A 20,122-nucleotide genomic window follows, 5' to 3' on the forward strand; every position below is an offset into this window, starting at 1 on the left:
CATTACTCCTTCGATTTATTAACCGTAAACCAGCCCCGGCAGCCAGGTGACGAGGCCCGGTATCATGATACACAAGAACAGGCCGAGCGCCTGAATAGCCAGGAACACCAGCGATGACTTGAAAATCGTAGCCATGGATATCTCCGGCGGGCATACGCCACGGAGGTAGAACAGGGCGTAACCAAACGGGGGACTGAGGAACGACATCTGCATGTTGACGAGATAGAGCACGCCAAACCAGAGCACCACGTCTTCGCCGGCCACCGGCGGGAACCCAAACAGTCCCTGGAACTCCAACGCCTTGACGATAGGGATGAATATGGGAACTGCCAGCAGAAGAATACCTACCCAGTCCAGGAACATTCCCAGAACCACCAGCAGGAACATCAACAGGAACAGAATGCCATAAGGCGACATGCCCGTCCCCAGGATGGCATCGGTGACAAACTGCTGGCCACCCTGAAGGATGTAGAAGCCAACGAAAACCGAGGCTCCGAACATGATCCACAGCACCATGGCGGAAGCCTTGGTCGTGGTTACCGATGCTTCCCGCAGCCCGCCAATAGAAAACTTGCCATGCATGATGGCTACCACGATGGCGCCAAAGGAGCCGATACCCGCCGCTTCTACCGGCGTTGCGATGCCACCGAACAGCAGACCCAGCACCAGAAACACCAGAATCAGGGGAGCAATCAGGTTCTTCGTGAGAAGGAGCTTTTCTTTCAGGGAAATTCGCTCGTCCACCGGCACGGGCGGTCCCAGCTTCGGATTGATCCAGCTGCGGATCAGCACATAGGCAATGTACAGGGAGGACAGCATCAGGCCCGGGATCACGGAGCCGAGATACAACTCACCGACCGACTGCTGGGCGACAACCGCGTAGAGAATCGCCAGGATTGAGGGAGGAATCAGGATGCCCAGGGTACCGCCAGCCATGATCGAGCCAAGCGCGATCTTCTGGTCGTAACCACGTTTGAGCATCGCCGGCAGAGCAATGATACCCATGGTGACAACGGCAGCTCCGATAACACCCACCATCGCTGCCAGGAGGGTAGAGGCCAGGATGGTTGCTGTCGCCAGACCACCGCTGAGTCCCCCCATCCACTTGTAGACCACGCTGAACATTTCCTCAATCAGGCCTGCGCGTTCAAGCATGGAAGCCATGAAGATAAACAGCGGTATCGCCGCCAGGTCAGAGTTGGTCATCATCGGGAAGATACGACCCGGCACCAGGTTCAGCATCATCGCGTCGCCCACCAGGTAGATGAACATCACCCCGAGACCACCGGTCACGAAAGCCAGCGGCAGCCCCATCATCAGGGCCACGGCCAGAGAACCGAACATCAGATAGGTCAGAGGACCGACCTTGACGTCAGAAAGACTGCCGGAGAGCTTGAACAGGAATTTCTCGTCGCTCCACGGATCGTAGAAAAGAATGTTGATCATTTCGACACAGATGACAAACGCCAGTGCCACTGTGGCGATAATCATCAGCCAGGTACTCAGCTTGCCGATGAGGTTACTACCCGGCACAGTTGTTGTATTTGTAGTCATGCAGTGCGCTCCCGGCCAAGACGGACAAACAGGACAATATCCTTGATCAACTTGGATATACCTGCGAGTAGGAGAAGAGATGAACCCACTACCATCATGCCTTTGGCCGGCCAGTGCTGGATGCCCCAGGTCTCAACCGTGGTTTCATTCATAGCGTAGGAATCCTGGAAGAAGCTCCAGGAGGTAGTCAGCAGGATCAGGGCAAAGATGAAGAAGAACATGGAAGTAAAGATGTCCAGGCCAATTCTTCCCCGCGCCGGCAGCATGTTGTACATCACATCCACACGCACATGGGCGCCATGAAGCATGGCAAACGCGCCGGCCAGCATGTACTGCATCCCCAGCAGCAGGAAGCTGGCTTCATGGACCCAGATGGTCGGCATGTTGAAGATATAGCGCATGACCACACCGAAGAAATAGAAAACAACGGCATTGATTGTCCAGAACGACACGAACAGGCCGGATTTGTCACAAATCCAGTCCACTGCCCTGGTAAACCAGTTCCCCTCGAACTGGAGATAGATCAGCGGGTCATCCTCTTCCGCCTGCAATTCCCCCGGAGTCAATTCCGGTTCGGCAGCCTCGCCTCCATGACCACTGCTCCACTTGTCCCAGGCCATCATGATCAGCGGCATAACCGCAAGCCAGCCCCAGTAGAACCAGTGCGGCATTACGAACCCGAAACCTTCAAGATCAGACATGTTGATACTTCCTCAGCCACAAAACGGGGAAGGCGGGACGCCTCCTTCGGAGTCGTCCCTGACCTTCCCCCTATTTCTTTTTTTATTGGTTCCGCAAGGTGTTACCGGCCCGGCACACCTTCGAGGTCAGACTCCTCGATATAGCCGACGGTCTCGTTCATCATGTACTCGATCTGGATATCGAAGATGGCACGGGCATCCTCGTCCTTGTTTGCCCACTTGTACCAGATCGGAATGGCCTTGCGACGCCATTCATCCACGTCATCCTGGCTCAGACGGCTTACGGTATCGCCCGCGTTCTTGAACTTCTCCATGGCCTCAACGTTGCGCTTCTGGATGGTCAGGTAGTGCTTCTGGGAATAGATCCGCACCTCATCCTCAACCAGTTGCTGGAGTTTCGGATCCAGAGCGTTCCAGGCACGCATGTTCACGGTCAGATCCATCAGGTCCACTGGCTGGTAGATAGACATGACGCCCGGAGGCCCGAACAGGATGTAATCGGTCACCTGGGAGAAACCCAGTTCCCAGTTCACCGCCGGGCCCACATAATCGGCTGCGTCGATGGTGCCCTTTTCCAGGGCCGGGAATATGTCAGAGCCGGGCAGGCTTACGGTGGAAGCACCGAACGCCTGGAACACCTCGGCGACCATGCCACCGGGAACCCGCAGTTTCAGGCCTTTAAGGTCATCGAGGCTGTTTACCGGCTCTTTGGAATGGATGATATTGGCATCGTGCTGGATGGGGCCAACGTAGAACAGACCAAACTTCTTGTAGATTTCGCGGGTCTTCTCCAGCATGCCCATGGAATAGAACATGATATCCCACTGGTGGGGCTGGTCAGGACCGGCCGGGTACGAAGACAGGAACACTGACGCGGGAATCTTGCCCGACCAGTACAGGGTGAACGGGTTCATGCCCTGAAGAACGCCACTGCGAACCGAATCGAACAGGGAATTGTTATCGGCGGCGACAGCCTTGGCAGGGAAACACTTGAAAATCAGCTCACCGCCGGATTTCTCTTCCATACCATTACACCAGTCCTCGAACAGGTCGTAGCCGACGGTGCCAGCATCCCAGACGGACTGGATTTTCCAGGTGGTGGCTGCGTGGGCCTGGCCCGCCCCCATCAGGGTTGCACCACAGAAAGCAGTGGCCAATGCGACTGTTTTGAGAAAACTGCGCCTGGGGACGACGGTTTGCTCGGTATTGTTGTTGGTATTCATCGACACATCTCCGTTGACGTTGTTGTTATCTGCGTCAGGTAAACGCCGACAAGTGCCGGCATTGGGTCGATATTCGTAGCCTGGCGGGGTTTAGTCCAGAGGAATGCCCGGTGGTCCGACCAGTTTTGTGAATGCTCAATGGACGAATGCCCCGGAATAAGCCATATTTACTGGTCCGGGAACAAATTCAGCAATTTGCCGGGAAACAAAAATCACTGGTCAGACCAGTGGCACTGGCAGGAACAACCATGGCGATCGCGCAGGACATTTCCTATCGACTTGAGCGGCTTATTCTGGACGGCGGACTGGCACCAGGACAGAAGATTCCGTCAGAACGACAGCTGGCATCACGGCTTGCCGTATCACGCGCCATCATCCGCGAAGCCCTTCATGAACTGCAGGGCCGCGGAGTGATTGAAACCAAACATGGCAAGGGGTCCTTTGTAGCCCGCATCCTGCCCGGTGGTGAAGAAGACGGCGAAGATAGCCCCCTGCTGCAGATGTTCAACGGCCACCCCCGCACACTTTATGACCTCCTGGAAGTGCGGGAACAACTGGAGGGCCAGGCCGCCTACCTTGCAGCAAAGCGCGCTACCACACTGGACCTGCACCGCATCACCAAAGCCTACGCAGCGCTGGAACAGACTGACCCGCTCACCAACGCCGGACCAGACCACAGCTTTCACCAGGCTATTGTGGAGGCCTCTCACAATCCGGTGCTGGTGCACGTGCTCAATGGCCTCAAGAATCTGATGCTGCTGACCGTCCAGGCGTCGGTGGCCAACCTGAATCCGCGGGAGGAAATGCGCAACAAGATCTCCCGCCAGCACAAGCGCATTTATCAGGCCGTAATGGCAAAAAAACCCGAAACCGCCAGGCGCATTGCCATGGCCCATGTGCGTTTTGTCAGCGATGCCATGCGGGGGCTTGAGCAGGAGGGCACCGCCATTATCCGTGAGCCATTCAACCGGTCGGCGCCAACCATCACCACATCACAGAATGCGTAACTTGCGAAAAGCTTGCATCGTGGCTTCAGTCATCCACAATTAATTGGTATTGATTTTCGGGACCACTGTCCGTAAAACTTGCGCCTTTGTTAAGACAGCCTCAGGAGCCATCTATGGCGGAAACCGCGCCTCTGATCTGCAGGGATATTCACAAGACCTTTGACCAGCTGGAAGTACTCAAGGGTATTTCACTGGAAACAAAAAAAGGCGACGTTGTATCCCTGATCGGCAGCTCCGGCTCCGGTAAAAGCACCTTTCTCCGCTGCATCAACATGCTGGAAACGCCCACTTCCGGCGACATTATCGTGCACGGCGACCCGATTCGGTTCACAACCAATCGCAAAGGCGAACGCATTCCTGCCGACAACAAACAGGTTGAACTGATTCGCGCCCGGCTTTCCATGGTGTTCCAGAGCTTCAACCTCTGGTCGCACATGACGGTTCTGGAAAACATCATCGAGGCCCCAGTTCACGTCCTCAAAGTCCCCAAAAAGGAAGCCATTGAAAGGGCCGAAGCCTACCTGAACAAGGTCGGCATCTACGAGCGCAAGGACTACTATCCCGCCCAGATGTCAGGGGGGCAGCAGCAGCGGGCCGCCATCGCGCGGGCACTGGCCATGGAGCCGGAAGTCATGCTGTTTGACGAACCAACCTCCGCACTGGACCCTGAACTGGTAGGCGAAGTGTTAAGAGTCATGCAGAATCTGGCCGAAGAAGGCAGAACCATGATCGTGGTAACCCACGAGATGTCTTTTGCACGGGATGTGTCGTCCCAGGTCCTGTTCTTGCATCAGGGCGTGATTGAGGAGCAGGGCACGCCAGACAAGGTCTTCGACAACCCGGATTCGGAGCGAATGAGACAGTTTCTGGCCCCCAACTTCTGATGCGCGTGCTATCTTGAAATCAGCAAAAAGGCAGACCACTGCCGATAATAAAGCCCACAAGGCAAATAACGATTGGAGAAATGACTCATGAGAAAAATGATTGTTGCAGCAAGCGTCGCTCTGGCCATGATGGCAGGTGTCGCCAATGCCCAGGAGCGCGATCTTCGCATCGCATTCGATGTGCCCTACGAGCCGTTCGAATACAAGGATGAAAACGGTGAGCTGACCGGTTTCGAAGTGGAACTGGCCGAAGCCATGTGCGAAGAGATGAACGCAAACTGCGAGTTCGTCATCCAGGCATGGGACGGCATGATTCCTGGTCTGCTCGCCCGCAAGTTTGATCTGATCATGTCTTCCATGTCCATTACACCGGAGCGTGCCGAGCGGGTGCTGTTCTCCGAGCCTTACTACAACACTCCGGGCGGCTGGTTCGCACGTGAAGACTTCGATACCGACGTAACCGACATGGATGCCATGGAAGGAAAAACCGTTGGTGTGCAGCGCGGCACCACCATGGACACCTACGTAACCGAGGAGATGGGCGGCATTGTCAACATCAAGCGCTACACCACCGCGGACGACATGGTCCTTGACCTGGAAGGACAGCGCCTGGACGTGGTGTTTGTTGACTATCCGGTTGGCGAGCAGACCATCCTGGGCAAGGAAGGCTTCAAGGAAGTGGGCGAGCCGGTCAAACTCGGCCAGGGTGTCGGCGTTGCCATGCGCAAGCGCGACGAGGAACTGGCTGAAGAAGTGAACGCGGCGCTTGCCACCCTGAAGGAAGATGGTACCTACGACACCATCATGGAAAAGTACTTCGCTTACGACATCAAGATGTAAACCAGGCCGAGGGGCGGCCAGAGTGGCTGCCCCTGCTTACCGGATGTTTCCATGATCGACTTGAAAGGCTACGGCCCGGCCCTGCTGGATGGGGCAGTGGTCACCATTGAGCTGGCGCTTCTTTCGCTTGCCCTCTCTTTGACTCTTGGCCTGATTGGCGCTTCCGCCAAGCTGTCCAGAAGTCGGGTGGCGATCGGGATAGCGACCACCTACACCACCCTGATCCGTGGCGTACCGGACCTGGTGATGATGCTTCTGTTTTACTACGGCGGTCAGGTGGCCGTTAACAACCTGTCTGATTATCTGTATGACGCCTATGGCGTGGATTTTTTCTTCCAGTTTGATCCGTTTATCGCCGGCGTTCTCACCATTGGCCTGATCTTTGGCGCCTATATGGCGGAAACCTTTCGGGGCGCCTTCCTGGCTGTGGACAGCGGCCAGATTGAAGCCGCCCGCGCCTATGGCTTCAGCCGCTGGCGCACGTTCCACCGGATTATACTGCCGCAGATGCTGCGCCATGCGCTGCCCGGCCTTGGCAATAACTGGCAGGTACTGCTGAAAACCACCGCACTGGTTTCCATCATTGGCCTTACCGACATGGTGCGAGTGGCCGAAGAAGCCGCCAAGGCCGAACGCATGCCGTTCCATTTCTTCATTCCGGTGGCGTTTGTTTACCTCAGCCTGACGGCCATTTCCGAGCTGTTTATCAAGTGGCTCACCAAGCGCGCCAATGTTGGCGTGGTACAGGGGAGCTGAACCATGCCTGAATTTATCGCCGAGCTGCTCAACCGGAACGATATCTTTACTGCCTCCACCATCATGGAATACTGGGGCGGGCTGGTCACCACTGTTCAACTGGTCTTCCTGTCGCTGGTTCTCGGCCTCATCCTCGCTATTCCACTGGCGATCATGCGCACATCGAAAAACCCGCTGATCAATATGCCGGTGTGGCTGTATACCTATGTTTTCCGCGGCACGCCGCTGCTGATCCAGCTCTACATCATCTACTACGGCCTTGCCCAGATTGAGGGTATCCAGCAGACGTTCTGGTGGGACATTTTCCGGGAGGCTTTCTACCCTGCCCTTCTGGCCTTTACCCTGAACACCGCTGCCTATACCACAGAGATCATTCGCGGTGCCATCGTGGCTACACCCAGCGGTGAGATTGAGGCGGCAAAAGCTTACGGAATGAGCTGGGCTTTGCGCATGCGGCGCATAATCCTCCCCAGTGCTGCCAGGCGGGCCGTGCAGGCCTACTCTAATGAAGTCATCTTCATGCTTCACGCCAGTGCCATTGCCAGTGTGGTGACCCTGGTGGATCTGACAGGTGCTGCGCGGAATATCTACTCCCGGTTCTATGCGCCTTTCGAGGCCTTTATCTTTGTGGCACTGCTGTATATGGCACTAACCTTTATCCTGGTGTTCGCGTTCCGTAAACTGGAAAACTACCTGCTACGTCATCAGCGACCGGTAAGTGGCTGAGTCCGTTCTTGGTGTAAGGGAGGCACATGAGCGTTCGTGAATTGCTTTTTGGTCCTGGCCGCGACTGGCTATCCCACACGCTTTCGACAGCCGAGCATGCCTCTTCAGAGAAAGTTGTCGTACTTGAAGACGGTACCGGGCTGCAGCTACAGGGGTCGGGGCTGCTTTACCTGGAACCTCCGGCCGATCGCCCCAACCCCAATAACGAATCTCTGATTGTTTCTGCCGGGGTCCATGGCAATGAAACGGCACCGATCGAGGTTCTGAATAATCTGCTGAATGAATTGCTTGATGGCCAATGGACGCTGGCCTGTCCGGTATTGTTGATCCTCGGCAACCCGCCCGCGATGGATGCCGGAGAGCGATTTATTGATGTGAATCTCAACCGGCTGTTTGGCGGCGCTCACCTCAAGCCCGAGTACCAGGGACTTCCTGAGGCGGAGCGTGCCTGGGTACTGGAGCGGGCCTGTGAGGCCTTTGCCACACAGCATTCTGCCAATCTCAGCCACTATGATCTGCACACCGCGATTCGCCCTTCTCTGCGGGAAAAGTTTGCGCTCTATCCATTTGTGGACGGGCGGGATGTGCCTCAAAGCCAGGTCGATTTCCTGCTGGAGGCAGATGTAGACACCCTGCTGTTACAGCATCGCGAAGGCACCACCTTTGCCTCGTTTTCCTCCACCGAGCTCAAAGCGGAAAGTTTTACCGTAGAACTCGGCAAGGTGCGGCCGTTCGGACAGAACGACCTGAGTCGGTTGACCGGGATCAGTAATGCCCTGAGGCGACGAATGAAGGGTGAGTCTGCCCCGGAGCGCGATGGAGCGCAAGACGAGATAACCGTCTTCGAGGTGGTTCATGAGATCCTGAATACCGGTGACAACTTCCGCTTCCACATCCCCGACGATGTCGCCAATTTCACCATGTACGACCCCGGCACGGTGATCTGGGAAGACAATGCCACCTGCTACAGGGTTGGCGATAGCCCCGAAGGCATTGTCTTCCCCAACCCACACGTCCCCGTGGGCCAGCGGGTCGGTCTGATGATCAGGCCCTGCAACTAGGCCGGTGCATTCTCTGGCTCAGCTACTTTGCAACTGATCACGTGGGTACATACCGATGGCACCACCAGCAATGTCAGTACCGTGGAAGCCAGCAACCCGGAGATAATGGCCCAGGCCATGGGTGGCCAAAGGGTTGAACTGGAGAATGCCAGTGGCAACAGGCCGGCAACCGTAGTGCCGGTCGTCAGCAGAATCGGCCGGGTTCGCTGCTCTACAGCCTTGCGAACGGCATCGCGAATGGCATCCCCTTTCTCCAGTTGCCGGTCCATGACATCCAGCAGCACAATGGCGTTGTTCACCACGATACCCACCAGCGCAATCACCCCCAGCAACGACTGAAAGCCGAAGGGCGAACCGGAGAACACCAGCCCCGGGAAAATGCCCACAGTCGCCAGGGGTACCGTCAGCAAAATAATGCCGACGCGGCGGAAAGAATTGAACTGCACCAGCAGGAAAAACAGCAACAGCAGCACACCAATCGGGGCCGTGGTCAGCAGGGCGTTGTTGGCATCGCCTGAGCCCTCGGCATCGCCGCCCATTTCAAGCCGCGTTCCTTGCGGCAACGGATTGGCTTCAAGGGCAGCATCCAGGCCTTGCAGGGCCTGGCTGAAACTGTAACCGGCATGGAGATTGGACCAGACAGTATTCATCCGGGTGCCGTTACGCTGATACCGGGCGGCAGACTCCCATGAGGTTTCCACCGAGGCAATAGCTGACAGAGGCACCGCGTCACCCTGATCGTTGTAAATGTTCACTGACAGCAGTCGTGGCAGCGACAGGCTGGTGCCTTCACGGGAACGCAGTACCAGTGGAATCGGGTCCTTCTCCTGCCGATACTGTTCTGCTACCACACCGAAGCTCTGACCATACAGGCTCTGGGCCACGTCAGACCTGTTGAGGCCATAGCGGGCAGCACTGGCGTCGTCCACATTGATGGCGATACTGGGCACCCCCATATCAAGGTTGTGACGCACATCCACGGTGCCATCAACGCCGCGCAGGGCGGAAAACAGCTGTTCCACCGCCTGGGCACGGACCTCATCGTTGGCGTGGTACACCCGTATTTCCACCGGAGCGGCGCGGGGTGGACCCTGGCCAAGGATGCCTGCGGTTACCTGCAACTCGGGCATTTCCTGCCCGGCGTATTCCCGAATCCACTGCACCAGCCCGGTGGTGTCCTCCAGGGTGGGTGTCGATATCACGATCCGGCCACGGTTTGGCGCCTGGGGTTCCCGCTGCAGATTGTAGTAAAAGCTGGGGCCGGTAAAGCCGGTGAATCGGTGCACCAGGAGCGCCTCGGGGCGGGTGCGAATGGCCCGCTCAAGATCCGCAGCAACAGCGGACGTACGCTCCTGGTCCGTGCCCTCTGGCATATAAAGCTCAACCACCACCTGTGGGCGATCCGCATTGGGGAAGAACTGCTGTTTCATGAATGGCGTCAGCGCCAGGCTGAACACCACAAGCGCGGTGCCAGCAAGAATGAGCGTGCCGGGCCGTGTTGCGACCAGGTTTCCGAGGAACCGGGACAGGCCGATCAACCTGTCCTCGCGGGCGTCTACCTTTCGTGGTTTCAGGAAACGGGCTGCCAATAAAGGCACTGCGGAAATGGCCAGTAGGTAACTGACCGACAGGGTGAGCATGATCATCACTGGCACACCACGGGTAAAATCCGCGGTACCGCCCTTGGAAAGCAGTAACGGCATGAAGGCCGCAATGGTGGTCCCCGTGGATGCTCCCAGAGGGCCGGCAAGCTCCCGAACCGATCGTTTCAGCGCGTCCAGCCGGCGCATGCCCTCGTCCAGGTAACCCTGGATACTCTCCACTATCACAATGGCGTTATCGATCAGGATCCCCAACGAAATCACCATGCCGATCACCGCAATCTGGTGCAGCACTCCGCCACCGAGGTCGTAAAGCCCGATACTGATCAGCGCCACCATGGGCAGGATCGACGCCACCAGGATGCCCATGCGGATACCCATACCAGTGAAGACAACCGCCACGATAATGATGACCGACAACACCAGGCTCCAGGCCAGGTTATCCAGGCGCTCTTCCACCTTGTCAGGCTGGAAGAACATCTCGCGGATCTCGTAGGGAGCAAACTCATCGCGTATCACCGACAGTCGCTCACGAACACGCTCGCCGAACCGGATCGCGTCCGTGCTTCCCTCCTCCATGATCATGGAGACCAGCACCACCCGTTCGCCATCGAACCAGGCCTCGGGCTGCCGGGGTTCAGCCGGCCCCCGCCACACTTCTGCTGCCGCAGCCAGGGGCACCTGGGAGCCATCCGGCAGTTCAATGGGCGTGGCGCGAATGGCCTCTACACTGGTAAATTCACTGTTCGGTAAAACCGACAGGCGGCGACCATCCGCCACGATAAAACCACCGGGTGTGGTCTGGTTACGGCGAGCAAGCGTGTCCAGCACCCGTGCCGGCGAGATGCCCAGCCGGTACATGGCAGCGTCGTCCAGCGCCAGGGTAATCTGCTCGTCTGCATCGCCTTCGAGTTCAATGCGGGAAACCCCGGGGATATCCGCCAGGTTCTGCTTCAGCCGCTCGGCAACATCGCTCAGCTCGGTCACCGAGCCGGAACCACTGACCGCCAGGATGATGGCGGGAATATCAATCAAGCGATCATCCAGCACCATCTGGCCGACATCATCCGGGAAATCCAGGCGCGCGCGCTCCATGGCCTGGCGCACCCGGTCCCAGGCAGAATCGGTATCGTAGATGGTGTCGTTCAGGCGAACATTGAAAATCGCCACGCCGGTGCGTGCGGTGGCCTGGGAGAAATCCACTTCCTCCACCTGGCGAAGTTCATCGGAGAGCGGTTGCAGCACAAGCCGTTCCACCGCCTCGGCACTGGCGCCGGGATAGTTGATGGTGATCAGGCCTGCGCGGTATGGGAAGGAAGGATCTTCCTGGCGGGGCATGGTGCTGTAGGCGGCGATGCCCAGGAGGCAAAGCATGGTCACGACCATGCCCAGCAAGCGCTGGAAATTCAGCAGGCGCAATGACATCAGCGCACCTCCACCGCATCGCCGTCGGAAATCCGGGTCATACCGGCGTATACCACCTGGTCACCGGCGGTAAGGTCGGTGGCATCCACCACAACGCGTTCACCGATGATCCGCTGAACCGTTACCGGCACTCGCCGGGCTATGCCATCAGAGACACGAAACACACTGGCACCACCATTGGATTTCATGACCGCCAGCAGTGGCACGGTGGTGGCGACGGTTTCGCGGGGAGTGATCCCCACCTCTACCGGTTCGCCTGGCTCCAGGGTGTCCGCTGGCAGACTTACCAGCACCGGGTGAAGCTCACCACGAACGCCGCCGGACTGGGCGATTTCCACGATCGATCCGGTTTCCGGGGGTCGGTTGCGCTGCTGCACGGACCACACCGGCAACAACTGCCCCAGCGAAACATGGTTAAGCATATAGGCGGGCACCCGCACTTCCACCTCACGACCGTCAGGGGAAGACAGGCGCATCACCGGCTGACCGGCCGCCACAAACTCGTCCCGCTCTACCAGCAACGCTTCAACCCGGCCACCGAATGGCGCCCTCAACTCACTTTCCTGCAGCAGGCGCGTAGCCTCGGCAAGAGATGCTTCCGCGGTGGCCATGCTTGCCTTCAGGCTGTCCCGCCGGGAGGCCAGTTGCTCCAGCCCCTGCTCAGACACCACACCTCTTTCATGCAATTGACGGGAACGCTCCCATTCGCGCTGGGCCTGCCTGTACTGGGTTCTGAGTTCTTCCAGGCGCGCAGCAGCGGAATCCCGCGCCGGTTCCAGGGCGGGATTGTATACCCGCGCCAGCAAATCACCGGTTTTCACAGTCTGTCCAAGCTCAACCGCCCGCTCCCGCAGGGTACCGCTGACCTGGAACGTTAACGTTGCTCGCTGGGCAGCCCGCACGATACCGGAAAAGCGGAGAGACACGCCCTCCGTCTGGCCGCCGGTCACCTCGGCTGCGCGCACCGTCACGGCGGCAACATCATTGCCTGGCGATGGTTCACTGGATTTACAGCCACTGACAAGCAGAGTCAGAGCAGCTGCGAGGGCAACAATGGTGTAATGCCGGGTGGTACTCATTGAGACGTCCTCTCTTCCATGTTCGCGTTGTATTTTGCTCGCCCATCCGATGGACAAAAATCTATTTTCCGACATAATGTCATTCTTTGACAATTTGTCAATATCAGTTCTCATCGTTTACCATGTATCATGAGAGCGCAGTCTCAATTACCGGAATCCCCTATGAGTGAGCCGTTAAAAACCCGTAGAGAGAAAGAGAAACAGGCCAGGTACGACGCCATCCTGGATGCTGCGGAACTGGTGTTCTCAGAGAAGGGTTACGAACGCACGTCCATGGACGACATTGCCCGCACCGCCGCCCTCAGTCGTGCACTGCTGTACGTCTACTTCAAGGATAAGGCGGCAATCCAGCGAGGTATCATGCTGCGAGCTGGCCACAGCCTTTGCCGCCGTTTCGAGGAAGCCCGCCAGACAGCGGATACAGGGCTGGCACAGATAAGAGCCATGGGAGTGGCCTATTACCAGTTCTACCGGGAAGAGCCGGACTACTTCTCGGCCCTGACCGCAGCGTCTACCGCCATGGCGGAGGCGGACGATGAACTGGCGGGCGAGATGTTCTGCTGCAAGGCAGAAACCATGGATCTGATGGTAGGAGCGATTCACCTGGGCCTGGAAGACGGAACCATGAATCGGGACCGCATCCAGGATCCTGTCGAGACGGCTCTATACCTCCGTGGAGCGCTGCACGGGGTGATCATGCTATGCCAGAGCGAGATGGCAGAAAGCGGGCAGGTGGAGAGTTTTCCGGCCGAGTCCCTGATCCGCCACACCATGGAGATGCTGACTTCCTCGATTGCCTCTTGAGTGATGATTGGGAGTTACCGCATCGGTGGGGGTGGTCTCCCGAAACACGCCCGTGAATACGTCCCTGTAGGGCTCGGTCGCGCCATCCCTGGCGCTCCACGGTTTCGGGAGACCACCCCCACCGCTGCTCGCCAAACTCCGGGCTAATATCCAACACCAAAAAATGTAGGTCGGATTAGCGAAGCGTAATCCGACAAATATTGGCGTCGAAACCGAAATGTCGGATTACGCTTCGCTAATCCGACCTACGAAAGGCGCTATCGCTGAAGCAAGACTGAAGGGGCCAATCAGAGCTGAAAATCGTATATGGACCCAAGCCCCAGAATCCCCGTCAACTCATCAAGCGCCTTACGAACCTCATCTAGCAGCATCGGATCGCCCAGATCATCCTGCGACAACTCCTCCCGGTAATGCGCCTCCACCCAGGTGGTCAGCCGCTCATACAACGCATCGGTGAGCAGAACCCCCTGATGCATGGCTTTGAGCTCGTCATCGTTCAACACCACCCGTAGCCGCAGACACGCCGGCCCGCCGCCGTTACGCATGGACTGTTTGACATCGAAAACCTCCACCGAAGTAATCGACCCCGCATCCTCCACCAGCTCGTCCAGGTAGCGGCTGACGGAGGCAATTTCCCGGCACTCCCCCGGCACCGCCAGCATCATGCCGTCCGGTGTGTTCAATAACTGGCTATTGAACAGGTAGGAAGCCACTGCGTCTTCCAGCGGCACCTGGGAACTGCTGACCCGCACGGCTTCAAGTTCCGCGCCGGTCAGTCTGGAGCGAATGTCGGCCAGAACCCGCTCTTCCTCCAGAAACGCCAGTTCGTGGTAGAACAGAGTATTTCCGTTCCCCACCGCGATGACGTCGTTATGGAACACACCCGCATCAATCGCTTCCGGGTTCTGTTGGGCGTAGACCACGCGGCTGTCTTTCAGTCCGTGCAGTCGGGCGATGGCCTGGGAGGCCTCAAGGGTCTGGCGGGCGGGGTAGATTCTGGGTGCCGGCGCCTGTTCATTGAAGGCGATCTGCCCGTACACAAACAATTCCACACCAGGATCGCCATAGCCACCACACAGGCGGGTGTGGTTGGCGGCCCCCTCGTCACCAAACTGGCTGACCGACGGCAGTGCCGGGTGATGGGCAAACCGTGATTCGTCCGCAAAGATCGATTTCAGTGCCCGACCGGTGACCACATGCTCGATGGAACGATGGAACTTGGCGTTCAGGTTGGCGGGTGTGAAGTGTACGCGGTGATCGGCGGTGTCCGCACTCGGCGAGACAGTAGCAGCATTAGCTGTCCACATGGCCGATGCGGAAGATGCGGCCGCCAGGATGGAGGGGCTGTGATCAGCGGCAGCCCTGAGTACGTCGCTGTCCGACCCACTGAATCCAACTGCCCGCAAGGTGGGGATATGCGGACGCTCATGGGGCGGAAGCACTCCCTGGACGAAACCGCGGTCCGCCAGCCGTTTCATCTTGGCCAGCCCCTGTAGCGCCGCTTCCCTGGGGTTCGATACCGAGCGAACGTTGGACTTCGAAGCCACATTACCCCAGGAGAGCCCGGCGTAATTGTGGGTTGGCCCAACCAGGCCATCGAAGTTGGCTTCTACCGCGTGCTTGGGCATGTTTACCTTTCCGTCAGTCGAAATTTAATCCTGGAGCAAGGCTTTCCGGAACTTCACTCTTTTTTGCCTCCAGAGAGGCCATTGGCCAGGCACAATAGTCAGCGGCGTAATAGGCACTGGGTCGATGATTACCGCTGGCGCCAACACCTCCGAAGGGTGCCGCACTGCTGGCACCGGTCAATGGCCGGTTCCAGTTTACAATGCCGGCACGCACCTCCTCCGCCAGTCGCTCATAGAGCTTGTGATCGTCGGTCAGTATGCCGGCAGACAGCCCGTAACGGGTGTTGTTAGCCAATTCCAGGGCCTCATTGAAGCTTTTATACCGGTAAACCGTCAGCAGAGGTCCAAAGAATTCCTCATCCACCAGGTCAAGGCCCGTAGCGTCTATGATCCCTGGTGACAGCAGGCCGGTGCCTTCCTTCAGCTGTTGCATCTCCAGCAGCGCCTTGCCGCCATGGGTCAGCAAGGTATTCTGGGCCGCCAGCAGCTTGTCGGCTGCTTCGGACGAAATCACAGAACCCATGAACGGCTGTGGGTCGGCATCGAACTCGCCCACTTTGATGCGACTGACCACTTCCGTGAATCGTTCAAGGAACCTGTCACCCTTGGTTCCCTTGGGCACCAGCAGACGCCGGGCACAGGTACAGCGCTGACCAGCGGAGAGAAAGGCTGACTGGAGCGCATGGTGGACAGCCCCGTCCACGTCATCAACATGCTGAACGATGAGCGGGTTGTTACCTCCCATTTCCAGCGCCAGGATTTTCTCGGGCTGACCGCCAAACTGTTTGTGTAACAGGTGTCCGACGGTGGAACTGCCGGTAAAGAACAGCCCGTCCACCCCCGGGTGGGAAGACAGCGACTTACCCGTTGCCGCAGCCCCATGGACCAGGTTCATCACACCGGCAGGAAGGCCGGCTTTCTCCCACAGTTTCACGGTCATCTCCGCCACGCCGGGGGTCAGCTCACTGGGTTTGAACACCACGGTATTACCGGCCAGCAGGGCAGGCACGATGTGGCCGTTGGGAAGGTGTCCCGGGAAATTATAGGGGCCGAACACAGCAACCACGCCATGGGGCCGATGCCGCAACACGGCATGACCGCCGGCGACATCCGACTCAGAGTACCCGGTGCGATCGTGGTAGGCGCTGACTGAGATGCCGATCTTGCCAATCATGGAAGCCACTTCCGTGCGGGATTCCCACAGGGGCTTGCCGGTTTCCAGCCCGATCTGGTGTGCAAGCTCTTCCTTGTGCTCTTCCAGCAACCTTCCAAATTTCTCCACCAGAGCCTGACGCTCACCGAACGGGCGCCTACGCCAGTCAACAAATGAGTTGCGGGCCTCGCGGACAGCGGCGTCCACATCTTCGATACTGGCACCGATACCATCCCAGACCGTTTCCCCAGTAACCGGCTGGAGGGATTCAAACGGATCTCCGTGGCCTTCCAGCCAGAGTCCATCAATAAATAGTTGGCCTGTCATGTTTGCCATAGTGATTACCTCCTTCCGGTATCTTTTAAAGGGGCCAGCCGCACAAGATCCCCGGATTCAATCTCCAACGCTTCTGCCACTTCGGCCGGTATACTGACAGTATCGAGCCCGATACACTCGGCTGGTATGGTGGTTACCCGAAAGTCCCGGAAAGAACGATTGGATATCATCACCTGCTCTTCTGCCGGCACGTTCATGTCCAGCGGTTTCTTGCGGATCATCACGTGGCGGTTAATGCCCTCGCGCACGGTGCGGATGTTGTGTATGAAAGCCTCCACTACCGGACCACCGTCAAAGATATCCACCATGCCGTTAAAGTTGAATCCTTCCGCCTGCAACATGTTCAGTGCCGGCGCGGTGTTTTCATGCACCCGGCCGATCACAGCCCGGGCGGAGTCCGGCAACATCGGCAGGTAAATGGGGTACTTCGGCATCAACTCGGCGATAAACGACTTGTTGCCAAGGCCGGAAAGCACGTCCGCCTCGCTGAACTCCATGTCGAAAAACTGGCTGCCCAGGGCATCCCACAGGGGACTCTGGCCATTACCGTCCGACACGCCCCGCATTTCGGCGAAGACTTTTTCGGAAAAGTGCTTCCGGAAGTCGTCCAGGTACATGAAGCGGCAGCGGGATAACAGCAGCCCGGTGCCACCGCCACGGTGGGAGCCCGATAACAGCAGCGAACAGATCTCTGTGGTGTCGGTCATGTCGTTGGACAGGTGCAGCGTTGGCGTACGCACATGCACGCCCAACTCGCGAGAGGCATTCACGGTAATGCTGAGCCGGTAATTGTAGAACACCTCGTCCAGACCGACGCGCGCCTGGATGCCGCTGATACCCACGCACTGGCCTAGCTCGGTGTCTTCCAGGGCAAACAGGTAAAGCCCGGCTTCCGGGGCACAGCGTTGATTAAACGTGTCCCTGGCATGGGTAATCTTTTTCTGAAGAAGCTCCCGGTCGGCCGGCAGCGTGGTCAGGCCTTTACCTGCCCCCTGCGCCATGGCGTAGAGGGCGTCCAGATCGTTGTCCTGGAGTGGTCGGATCAACAACATACCGGCCTCCTGCGTGCGATCGCCCTGCTCATAATGGTGTGATCCTTACGTCGTCACCGGAGTTCCTGCCCAGACATTTCCAGGTTTTCAGCGGCACCTTGACCTCCTCACCAAGGCTTTCGGTCAGTGACGTCAGCGTGCAGCGGAATTCCTCACCCTCACCGCCGGAAATCAGGCAAAGCTCACCATCGTCCGAATTCGCTGCGTGCAGGGTTTTCGGGCGGCTGGTAACAACGGATTTGACCGTGTCGGTCCGGGCTTCAAGCACGGGGCCGGCATCAAAAATATCCAGATAACAGCCGCCCCAGAATCCCTCATGCTGCAACAGTTCGAAGGTTGCACGGGTCTGGATGTGTGGCTGGCCCAGGGCCTCCCGGGCCGCCTTGCTCAGCAGAGTGACGTAGATCGGGTTTGGAGGCATGAGTTCAGCAATAAAGGTTTTGCTGAGCATGCTCGAATACTGGTCCGCGGTTTCAAAATCCATGTTGAAGAAATGCCGGCCCAGACTGTCCCAGAAAGGCACCTCGCCTTTTTCTGTCTGAACGCCCTGTATTTCCACCACAGTGTGATCGGTAAACAGATGTCGATTGGCGGCAATAAACAGCATTCTTGCCCGTGACAGCAGCTCAAAGGCGTCTGAACCGCGCAGTTCCGGCTTTATGGTGAATGAGCACAACAGGGTGTGGTCTGTCAGGGCATGGGACGGGTAGAGAACCTCCACCCGCCGGGACACGCCCAACTCATGAGACGCATGAATGAGAGCGTCTTTGCGATAGTTGTAGAAAGGCTGTCCATTTCCGGCCCGGGCATCGATACCTGACACACCGTGAACCTTACCGGTGTCGGTATCTTCCAGCACAAACAGGAACCTTTCTGGCTCATCAGCCTTGTTCCTGCCTGCAAACGAGCGGGCGGACTGCTCAATCTTGAGGGACAGAGCTTCTTCTTTTTTGGGCAAGGTGGATGACATCCGGGGGCCCTGCCCGCCAGCAATGTCGAGAATATCTTTCAGGTCACCCGGCTGAGCCGGACGTACCAGCCACATAGGCGGCTCCCCTGGTTATTGTCCGCATACCTTTTTAACGCCGGCTTCAAAGCGTGCCAGCGCTTCGTCTATGTCCGGTTCGGGAATAATCAGCGACGGCGCCAGCCGAACCACATTGGGGCCGGCGATCAGCACCATCACACCTTCTGCCAGTCCGGCATTGAGAAATTCCTTGGCCTTGCCTTTCCACTCTTCGGTCAACACGCAGCCCAACAACAGGCCCGAGCCACGAACTTCGCTGAAAATCCCGTAGCGCTCACCAATGTCCATCATGCCCTTGCGAAGCCGGTCTGAACGGGTAGCCACACCCTTGAGGATGTCCGGCTGGCTGACGGTGTCGATCACCCGCTGGGCAACGGCACAGGCAAGGGCGTTGCCGCCATAGGTGCTTCCATGAGTGCCGACACCCAGGCTTTTGGCCACCTTCTCCGTGGTCAGCATGGCTGCGACCGGGAAACCACCGCCCAGACCTTTGGCTGACGAGAGAATGTCCGGTGTCACGCCGTACATCTGATAGGCATAAAGGTGGCCGGTACGGCCAACACCGGACTGGACCTCGTCGAAGACCAGCAGGGCGTCGTTTTCGTCACAAAGCTGACGAAGCCCCTTGAGAAACTCGGGATCAGCGGGCATCACCCCGCCCTCGCCCTGAATGGGCTCCACCACGACTGCGCAGGTTTTGTCTTTGGATATCAGCTTCCTGACCGACTCCAGGTCATTAAAATCGGCGTGGTAAATGCCGCCCGGCGCTGGCTCGAAGCCCTCCAGATACTTGGGCTGGCCACCTACGCTGACCGTAAAGAGGGTGCGGCCGTGGAAAGAGTTCTTGAAGGCAATAATCTCGTTCTTTATCGGGCCGAAATGCTCCCAGGCGTAGCGACGGGCCAGTTTAAAAGCAGCCTCGTTGGCCTCACCCCCGGAGTTGGCAAAGAACACCCGCTCGGCAAACGTGAGATCGCACAGGGTTTTGGCCAGTCGAAGCGCCGGTTCGTTGGTCATCACATTCGACAGGTGCCAGATCTTCTCGGCCTGATCCATCAGAGCACTCACCAGGCCGGGGTGGGAATGCCCCAGGCAGGTCACCGCAATACCGCCCGCCAGATCGATATACTCCTTCCCTTCCTGATCCCACACGTGGGAGCCCTCTCCCTTTACGGGAATCACAGCCCCGGGTGCGTAGTTGGGGACCATTACCTCATCGAACAATTCACGGCTGACGGGTTCTCTGTTCATCGGTTTCTCTCAGA

The 20,122-nt window shown here is 58.0% G+C and carries 17 protein-coding genes; 7 read left to right on the plus strand and 10 right to left on the minus strand.

Annotated elements, in window-relative coordinates; genetic code table 11:
- Nucleotides 1-18: 18 nt before the first annotated feature.
- The 3 genes from QPM17_RS10595 to dctP all read right to left on the minus strand — a co-directional run bounded on the left by QPM17_RS10595 (nt 19) and on the right by dctP (nt 3,478).
- Nucleotides 19-1,554 (minus strand): TRAP transporter large permease, encoded by a 1,536-nt coding sequence (locus QPM17_RS10595; RefSeq protein ID WP_285390680.1) that lies wholly within the window; start codon nt 1,552-1,554, stop codon nt 19-21.
- Complete coding sequence (locus tag QPM17_RS10600) at nt 1,551-2,255, minus strand: TRAP transporter small permease subunit (protein ID WP_285390682.1); 705 nt, start codon at nt 2,253-2,255, stop codon at nt 1,551-1,553. Before QPM17_RS10600 ends, QPM17_RS10595 begins: the two co-directional genes overlap by 4 nt.
- Before the next feature lie 101 nt (nt 2,256-2,356).
- Nucleotides 2,357-3,478, minus strand: coding sequence for a TRAP transporter substrate-binding protein DctP (gene dctP, locus QPM17_RS10605; RefSeq protein WP_285390683.1), 1,122 nt, complete (start codon nt 3,476-3,478; stop codon nt 2,357-2,359).
- 248 nt (nt 3,479-3,726) lie between these two features.
- Between dctP and QPM17_RS10610 the strand changes: the two genes are divergently transcribed.
- The 6 genes from QPM17_RS10610 to astE all read left to right on the plus strand — a co-directional run bounded on the left by QPM17_RS10610 (nt 3,727) and on the right by astE (nt 8,752).
- A complete protein-coding gene (locus QPM17_RS10610; RefSeq protein WP_285390684.1) occupies nt 3,727-4,485 on the plus strand; it encodes an FCD domain-containing protein in 759 nt (252 codons plus the stop codon).
- 113 nt (nt 4,486-4,598) lie between these two features.
- On the plus strand, nt 4,599-5,369 hold the full coding sequence (locus QPM17_RS10615) for an ABC transporter ATP-binding protein (RefSeq protein ID WP_285390685.1): 771 nt from the start codon (nt 4,599-4,601) through the stop codon (nt 5,367-5,369).
- A gap of 87 nt (nt 5,370-5,456) precedes the next feature.
- Nucleotides 5,457-6,209 carry a transporter substrate-binding domain-containing protein gene (locus QPM17_RS10620; protein ID WP_285390686.1) on the plus strand — a complete coding sequence of 251 codons (753 nt, stop codon included), beginning with the start codon at nt 5,457-5,459 and terminating at the stop codon, nt 6,207-6,209.
- A gap of 51 nt (nt 6,210-6,260) precedes the next feature.
- On the plus strand, nt 6,261-6,965 hold the full coding sequence (locus QPM17_RS10625) for an ABC transporter permease (protein ID WP_285390687.1): 705 nt from the start codon (nt 6,261-6,263) through the stop codon (nt 6,963-6,965).
- A 3-nt stretch (nt 6,966-6,968) separates the two neighbouring features.
- On the plus strand, nt 6,969-7,691 hold the full coding sequence (locus QPM17_RS10630; RefSeq protein WP_285390688.1) for an ABC transporter permease: 723 nt from the start codon (nt 6,969-6,971) through the stop codon (nt 7,689-7,691).
- 26 nt (nt 7,692-7,717) lie between these two features.
- Nucleotides 7,718-8,752, plus strand: a complete 1,035-nt coding sequence (gene astE / locus QPM17_RS10635) for a succinylglutamate desuccinylase (RefSeq protein WP_285390689.1) — start codon at nt 7,718-7,720, stop codon at nt 8,750-8,752.
- On the opposite strand, the gene QPM17_RS10640 is transcribed toward astE, so the two are convergent.
- Both QPM17_RS10640 and QPM17_RS10645 read right to left on the minus strand, forming a co-directional pair.
- Complete coding sequence (locus QPM17_RS10640; RefSeq protein ID WP_285390690.1) at nt 8,749-11,778, minus strand: efflux RND transporter permease subunit; 3,030 nt, start codon at nt 11,776-11,778, stop codon at nt 8,749-8,751. The two genes, astE and QPM17_RS10640, sit on opposite strands and share 4 nt — an antisense overlap.
- On the minus strand, nt 11,778-12,857 hold the full coding sequence (locus tag QPM17_RS10645) for an efflux RND transporter periplasmic adaptor subunit (protein ID WP_285390691.1): 1,080 nt from the start codon (nt 12,855-12,857) through the stop codon (nt 11,778-11,780). The genes QPM17_RS10640 and QPM17_RS10645 overlap by 1 nt, the downstream gene beginning before the upstream one ends.
- Nucleotides 12,858-13,019: 162 nt before the next feature.
- Between QPM17_RS10645 and QPM17_RS10650 the strand changes: the two genes are divergently transcribed.
- A complete protein-coding gene (locus QPM17_RS10650) occupies nt 13,020-13,661 on the plus strand; it encodes a TetR/AcrR family transcriptional regulator (protein ID WP_285390692.1) in 642 nt (213 codons plus the stop codon).
- A 287-nt stretch (nt 13,662-13,948) separates the two neighbouring features.
- Here QPM17_RS10650 and astB read toward each other — a convergent pair whose 3' ends face one another.
- The 5 genes from astB to QPM17_RS10675 are packed head-to-tail and all read right to left on the minus strand — an operon-like array spanning nt 13,949 to nt 20,108.
- On the minus strand, nt 13,949-15,289 hold the full coding sequence (astB, locus tag QPM17_RS10655) for an N-succinylarginine dihydrolase (RefSeq protein ID WP_285390693.1): 1,341 nt from the start codon (nt 15,287-15,289) through the stop codon (nt 13,949-13,951).
- A gap of 13 nt (nt 15,290-15,302) precedes the next feature.
- Nucleotides 15,303-16,778, minus strand: a complete 1,476-nt coding sequence (astD, locus tag QPM17_RS10660) for a succinylglutamate-semialdehyde dehydrogenase (protein WP_285390694.1) — start codon at nt 16,776-16,778, stop codon at nt 15,303-15,305.
- A 5-nt stretch (nt 16,779-16,783) separates the two neighbouring features.
- On the minus strand, nt 16,784-17,830 hold the full coding sequence (gene astA, locus QPM17_RS10665; protein ID WP_285390695.1) for an arginine N-succinyltransferase: 1,047 nt from the start codon (nt 17,828-17,830) through the stop codon (nt 16,784-16,786).
- 28 nt (nt 17,831-17,858) lie between these two features.
- Nucleotides 17,859-18,875 carry an arginine N-succinyltransferase gene (locus QPM17_RS10670; RefSeq protein ID WP_285390696.1) on the minus strand — a complete coding sequence of 339 codons (1,017 nt, stop codon included), beginning with the start codon at nt 18,873-18,875 and terminating at the stop codon, nt 17,859-17,861.
- Between the two features lie 15 nt (nt 18,876-18,890).
- Nucleotides 18,891-20,108 (minus strand): aspartate aminotransferase family protein, encoded by a 1,218-nt coding sequence (locus QPM17_RS10675; protein WP_285390697.1) that lies wholly within the window; start codon nt 20,106-20,108, stop codon nt 18,891-18,893.
- Nucleotides 20,109-20,122 lie beyond the last annotated feature (14 nt).

Origin of the sequence: Marinobacter azerbaijanicus, from assembly GCF_030250645.1 — a bacterium.
GTDB classification, from domain to species: Bacteria; Pseudomonadota; Gammaproteobacteria; order Pseudomonadales; family Oleiphilaceae; genus Marinobacter; species Marinobacter azerbaijanicus.

Coding starts and splice junctions, on each gene's coding strand:
- QPM17_RS10595 (WP_285390680.1), bottom strand. CDS start 1,554: ATGACTACAAATACAACAACTGTGCCGGGTAGTAACCTCATCGGCAAG.
- QPM17_RS10600 (WP_285390682.1), bottom strand. CDS start 2,255: ATGTCTGATCTTGAAGGTTTCGGGTTCGTAATGCCGCACTGGTTCTAC.
- dctP (WP_285390683.1), bottom strand. CDS start 3,478: ATGAATACCAACAACAATACCGAGCAAACCGTCGTCCCCAGGCGCAGT.
- QPM17_RS10610 (WP_285390684.1), top strand. CDS start 3,727: ATGGCGATCGCGCAGGACATTTCCTATCGACTTGAGCGGCTTATTCTG.
- QPM17_RS10615 (WP_285390685.1), top strand. CDS start 4,599: ATGGCGGAAACCGCGCCTCTGATCTGCAGGGATATTCACAAGACCTTT.
- QPM17_RS10620 (WP_285390686.1), top strand. CDS start 5,457: ATGAGAAAAATGATTGTTGCAGCAAGCGTCGCTCTGGCCATGATGGCA.
- QPM17_RS10625 (WP_285390687.1), top strand. CDS start 6,261: ATGATCGACTTGAAAGGCTACGGCCCGGCCCTGCTGGATGGGGCAGTG.
- QPM17_RS10630 (WP_285390688.1), top strand. CDS start 6,969: ATGCCTGAATTTATCGCCGAGCTGCTCAACCGGAACGATATCTTTACT.
- astE (WP_285390689.1), top strand. CDS start 7,718: ATGAGCGTTCGTGAATTGCTTTTTGGTCCTGGCCGCGACTGGCTATCC.
- QPM17_RS10640 (WP_285390690.1), bottom strand. CDS start 11,778: ATGTCATTGCGCCTGCTGAATTTCCAGCGCTTGCTGGGCATGGTCGTG.
- QPM17_RS10645 (WP_285390691.1), bottom strand. CDS start 12,857: ATGAGTACCACCCGGCATTACACCATTGTTGCCCTCGCAGCTGCTCTG.
- QPM17_RS10650 (WP_285390692.1), top strand. CDS start 13,020: ATGAGTGAGCCGTTAAAAACCCGTAGAGAGAAAGAGAAACAGGCCAGG.
- astB (WP_285390693.1), bottom strand. CDS start 15,289: ATGCCCAAGCACGCGGTAGAAGCCAACTTCGATGGCCTGGTTGGGCCA.
- astD (WP_285390694.1), bottom strand. CDS start 16,778: ATGGCAAACATGACAGGCCAACTATTTATTGATGGACTCTGGCTGGAA.
- astA (WP_285390695.1), bottom strand. CDS start 17,830: ATGTTGTTGATCCGACCACTCCAGGACAACGATCTGGACGCCCTCTAC.
- QPM17_RS10670 (WP_285390696.1), bottom strand. CDS start 18,875: ATGTGGCTGGTACGTCCGGCTCAGCCGGGTGACCTGAAAGATATTCTC.
- QPM17_RS10675 (WP_285390697.1), bottom strand. CDS start 20,108: ATGAACAGAGAACCCGTCAGCCGTGAATTGTTCGATGAGGTAATGGTC.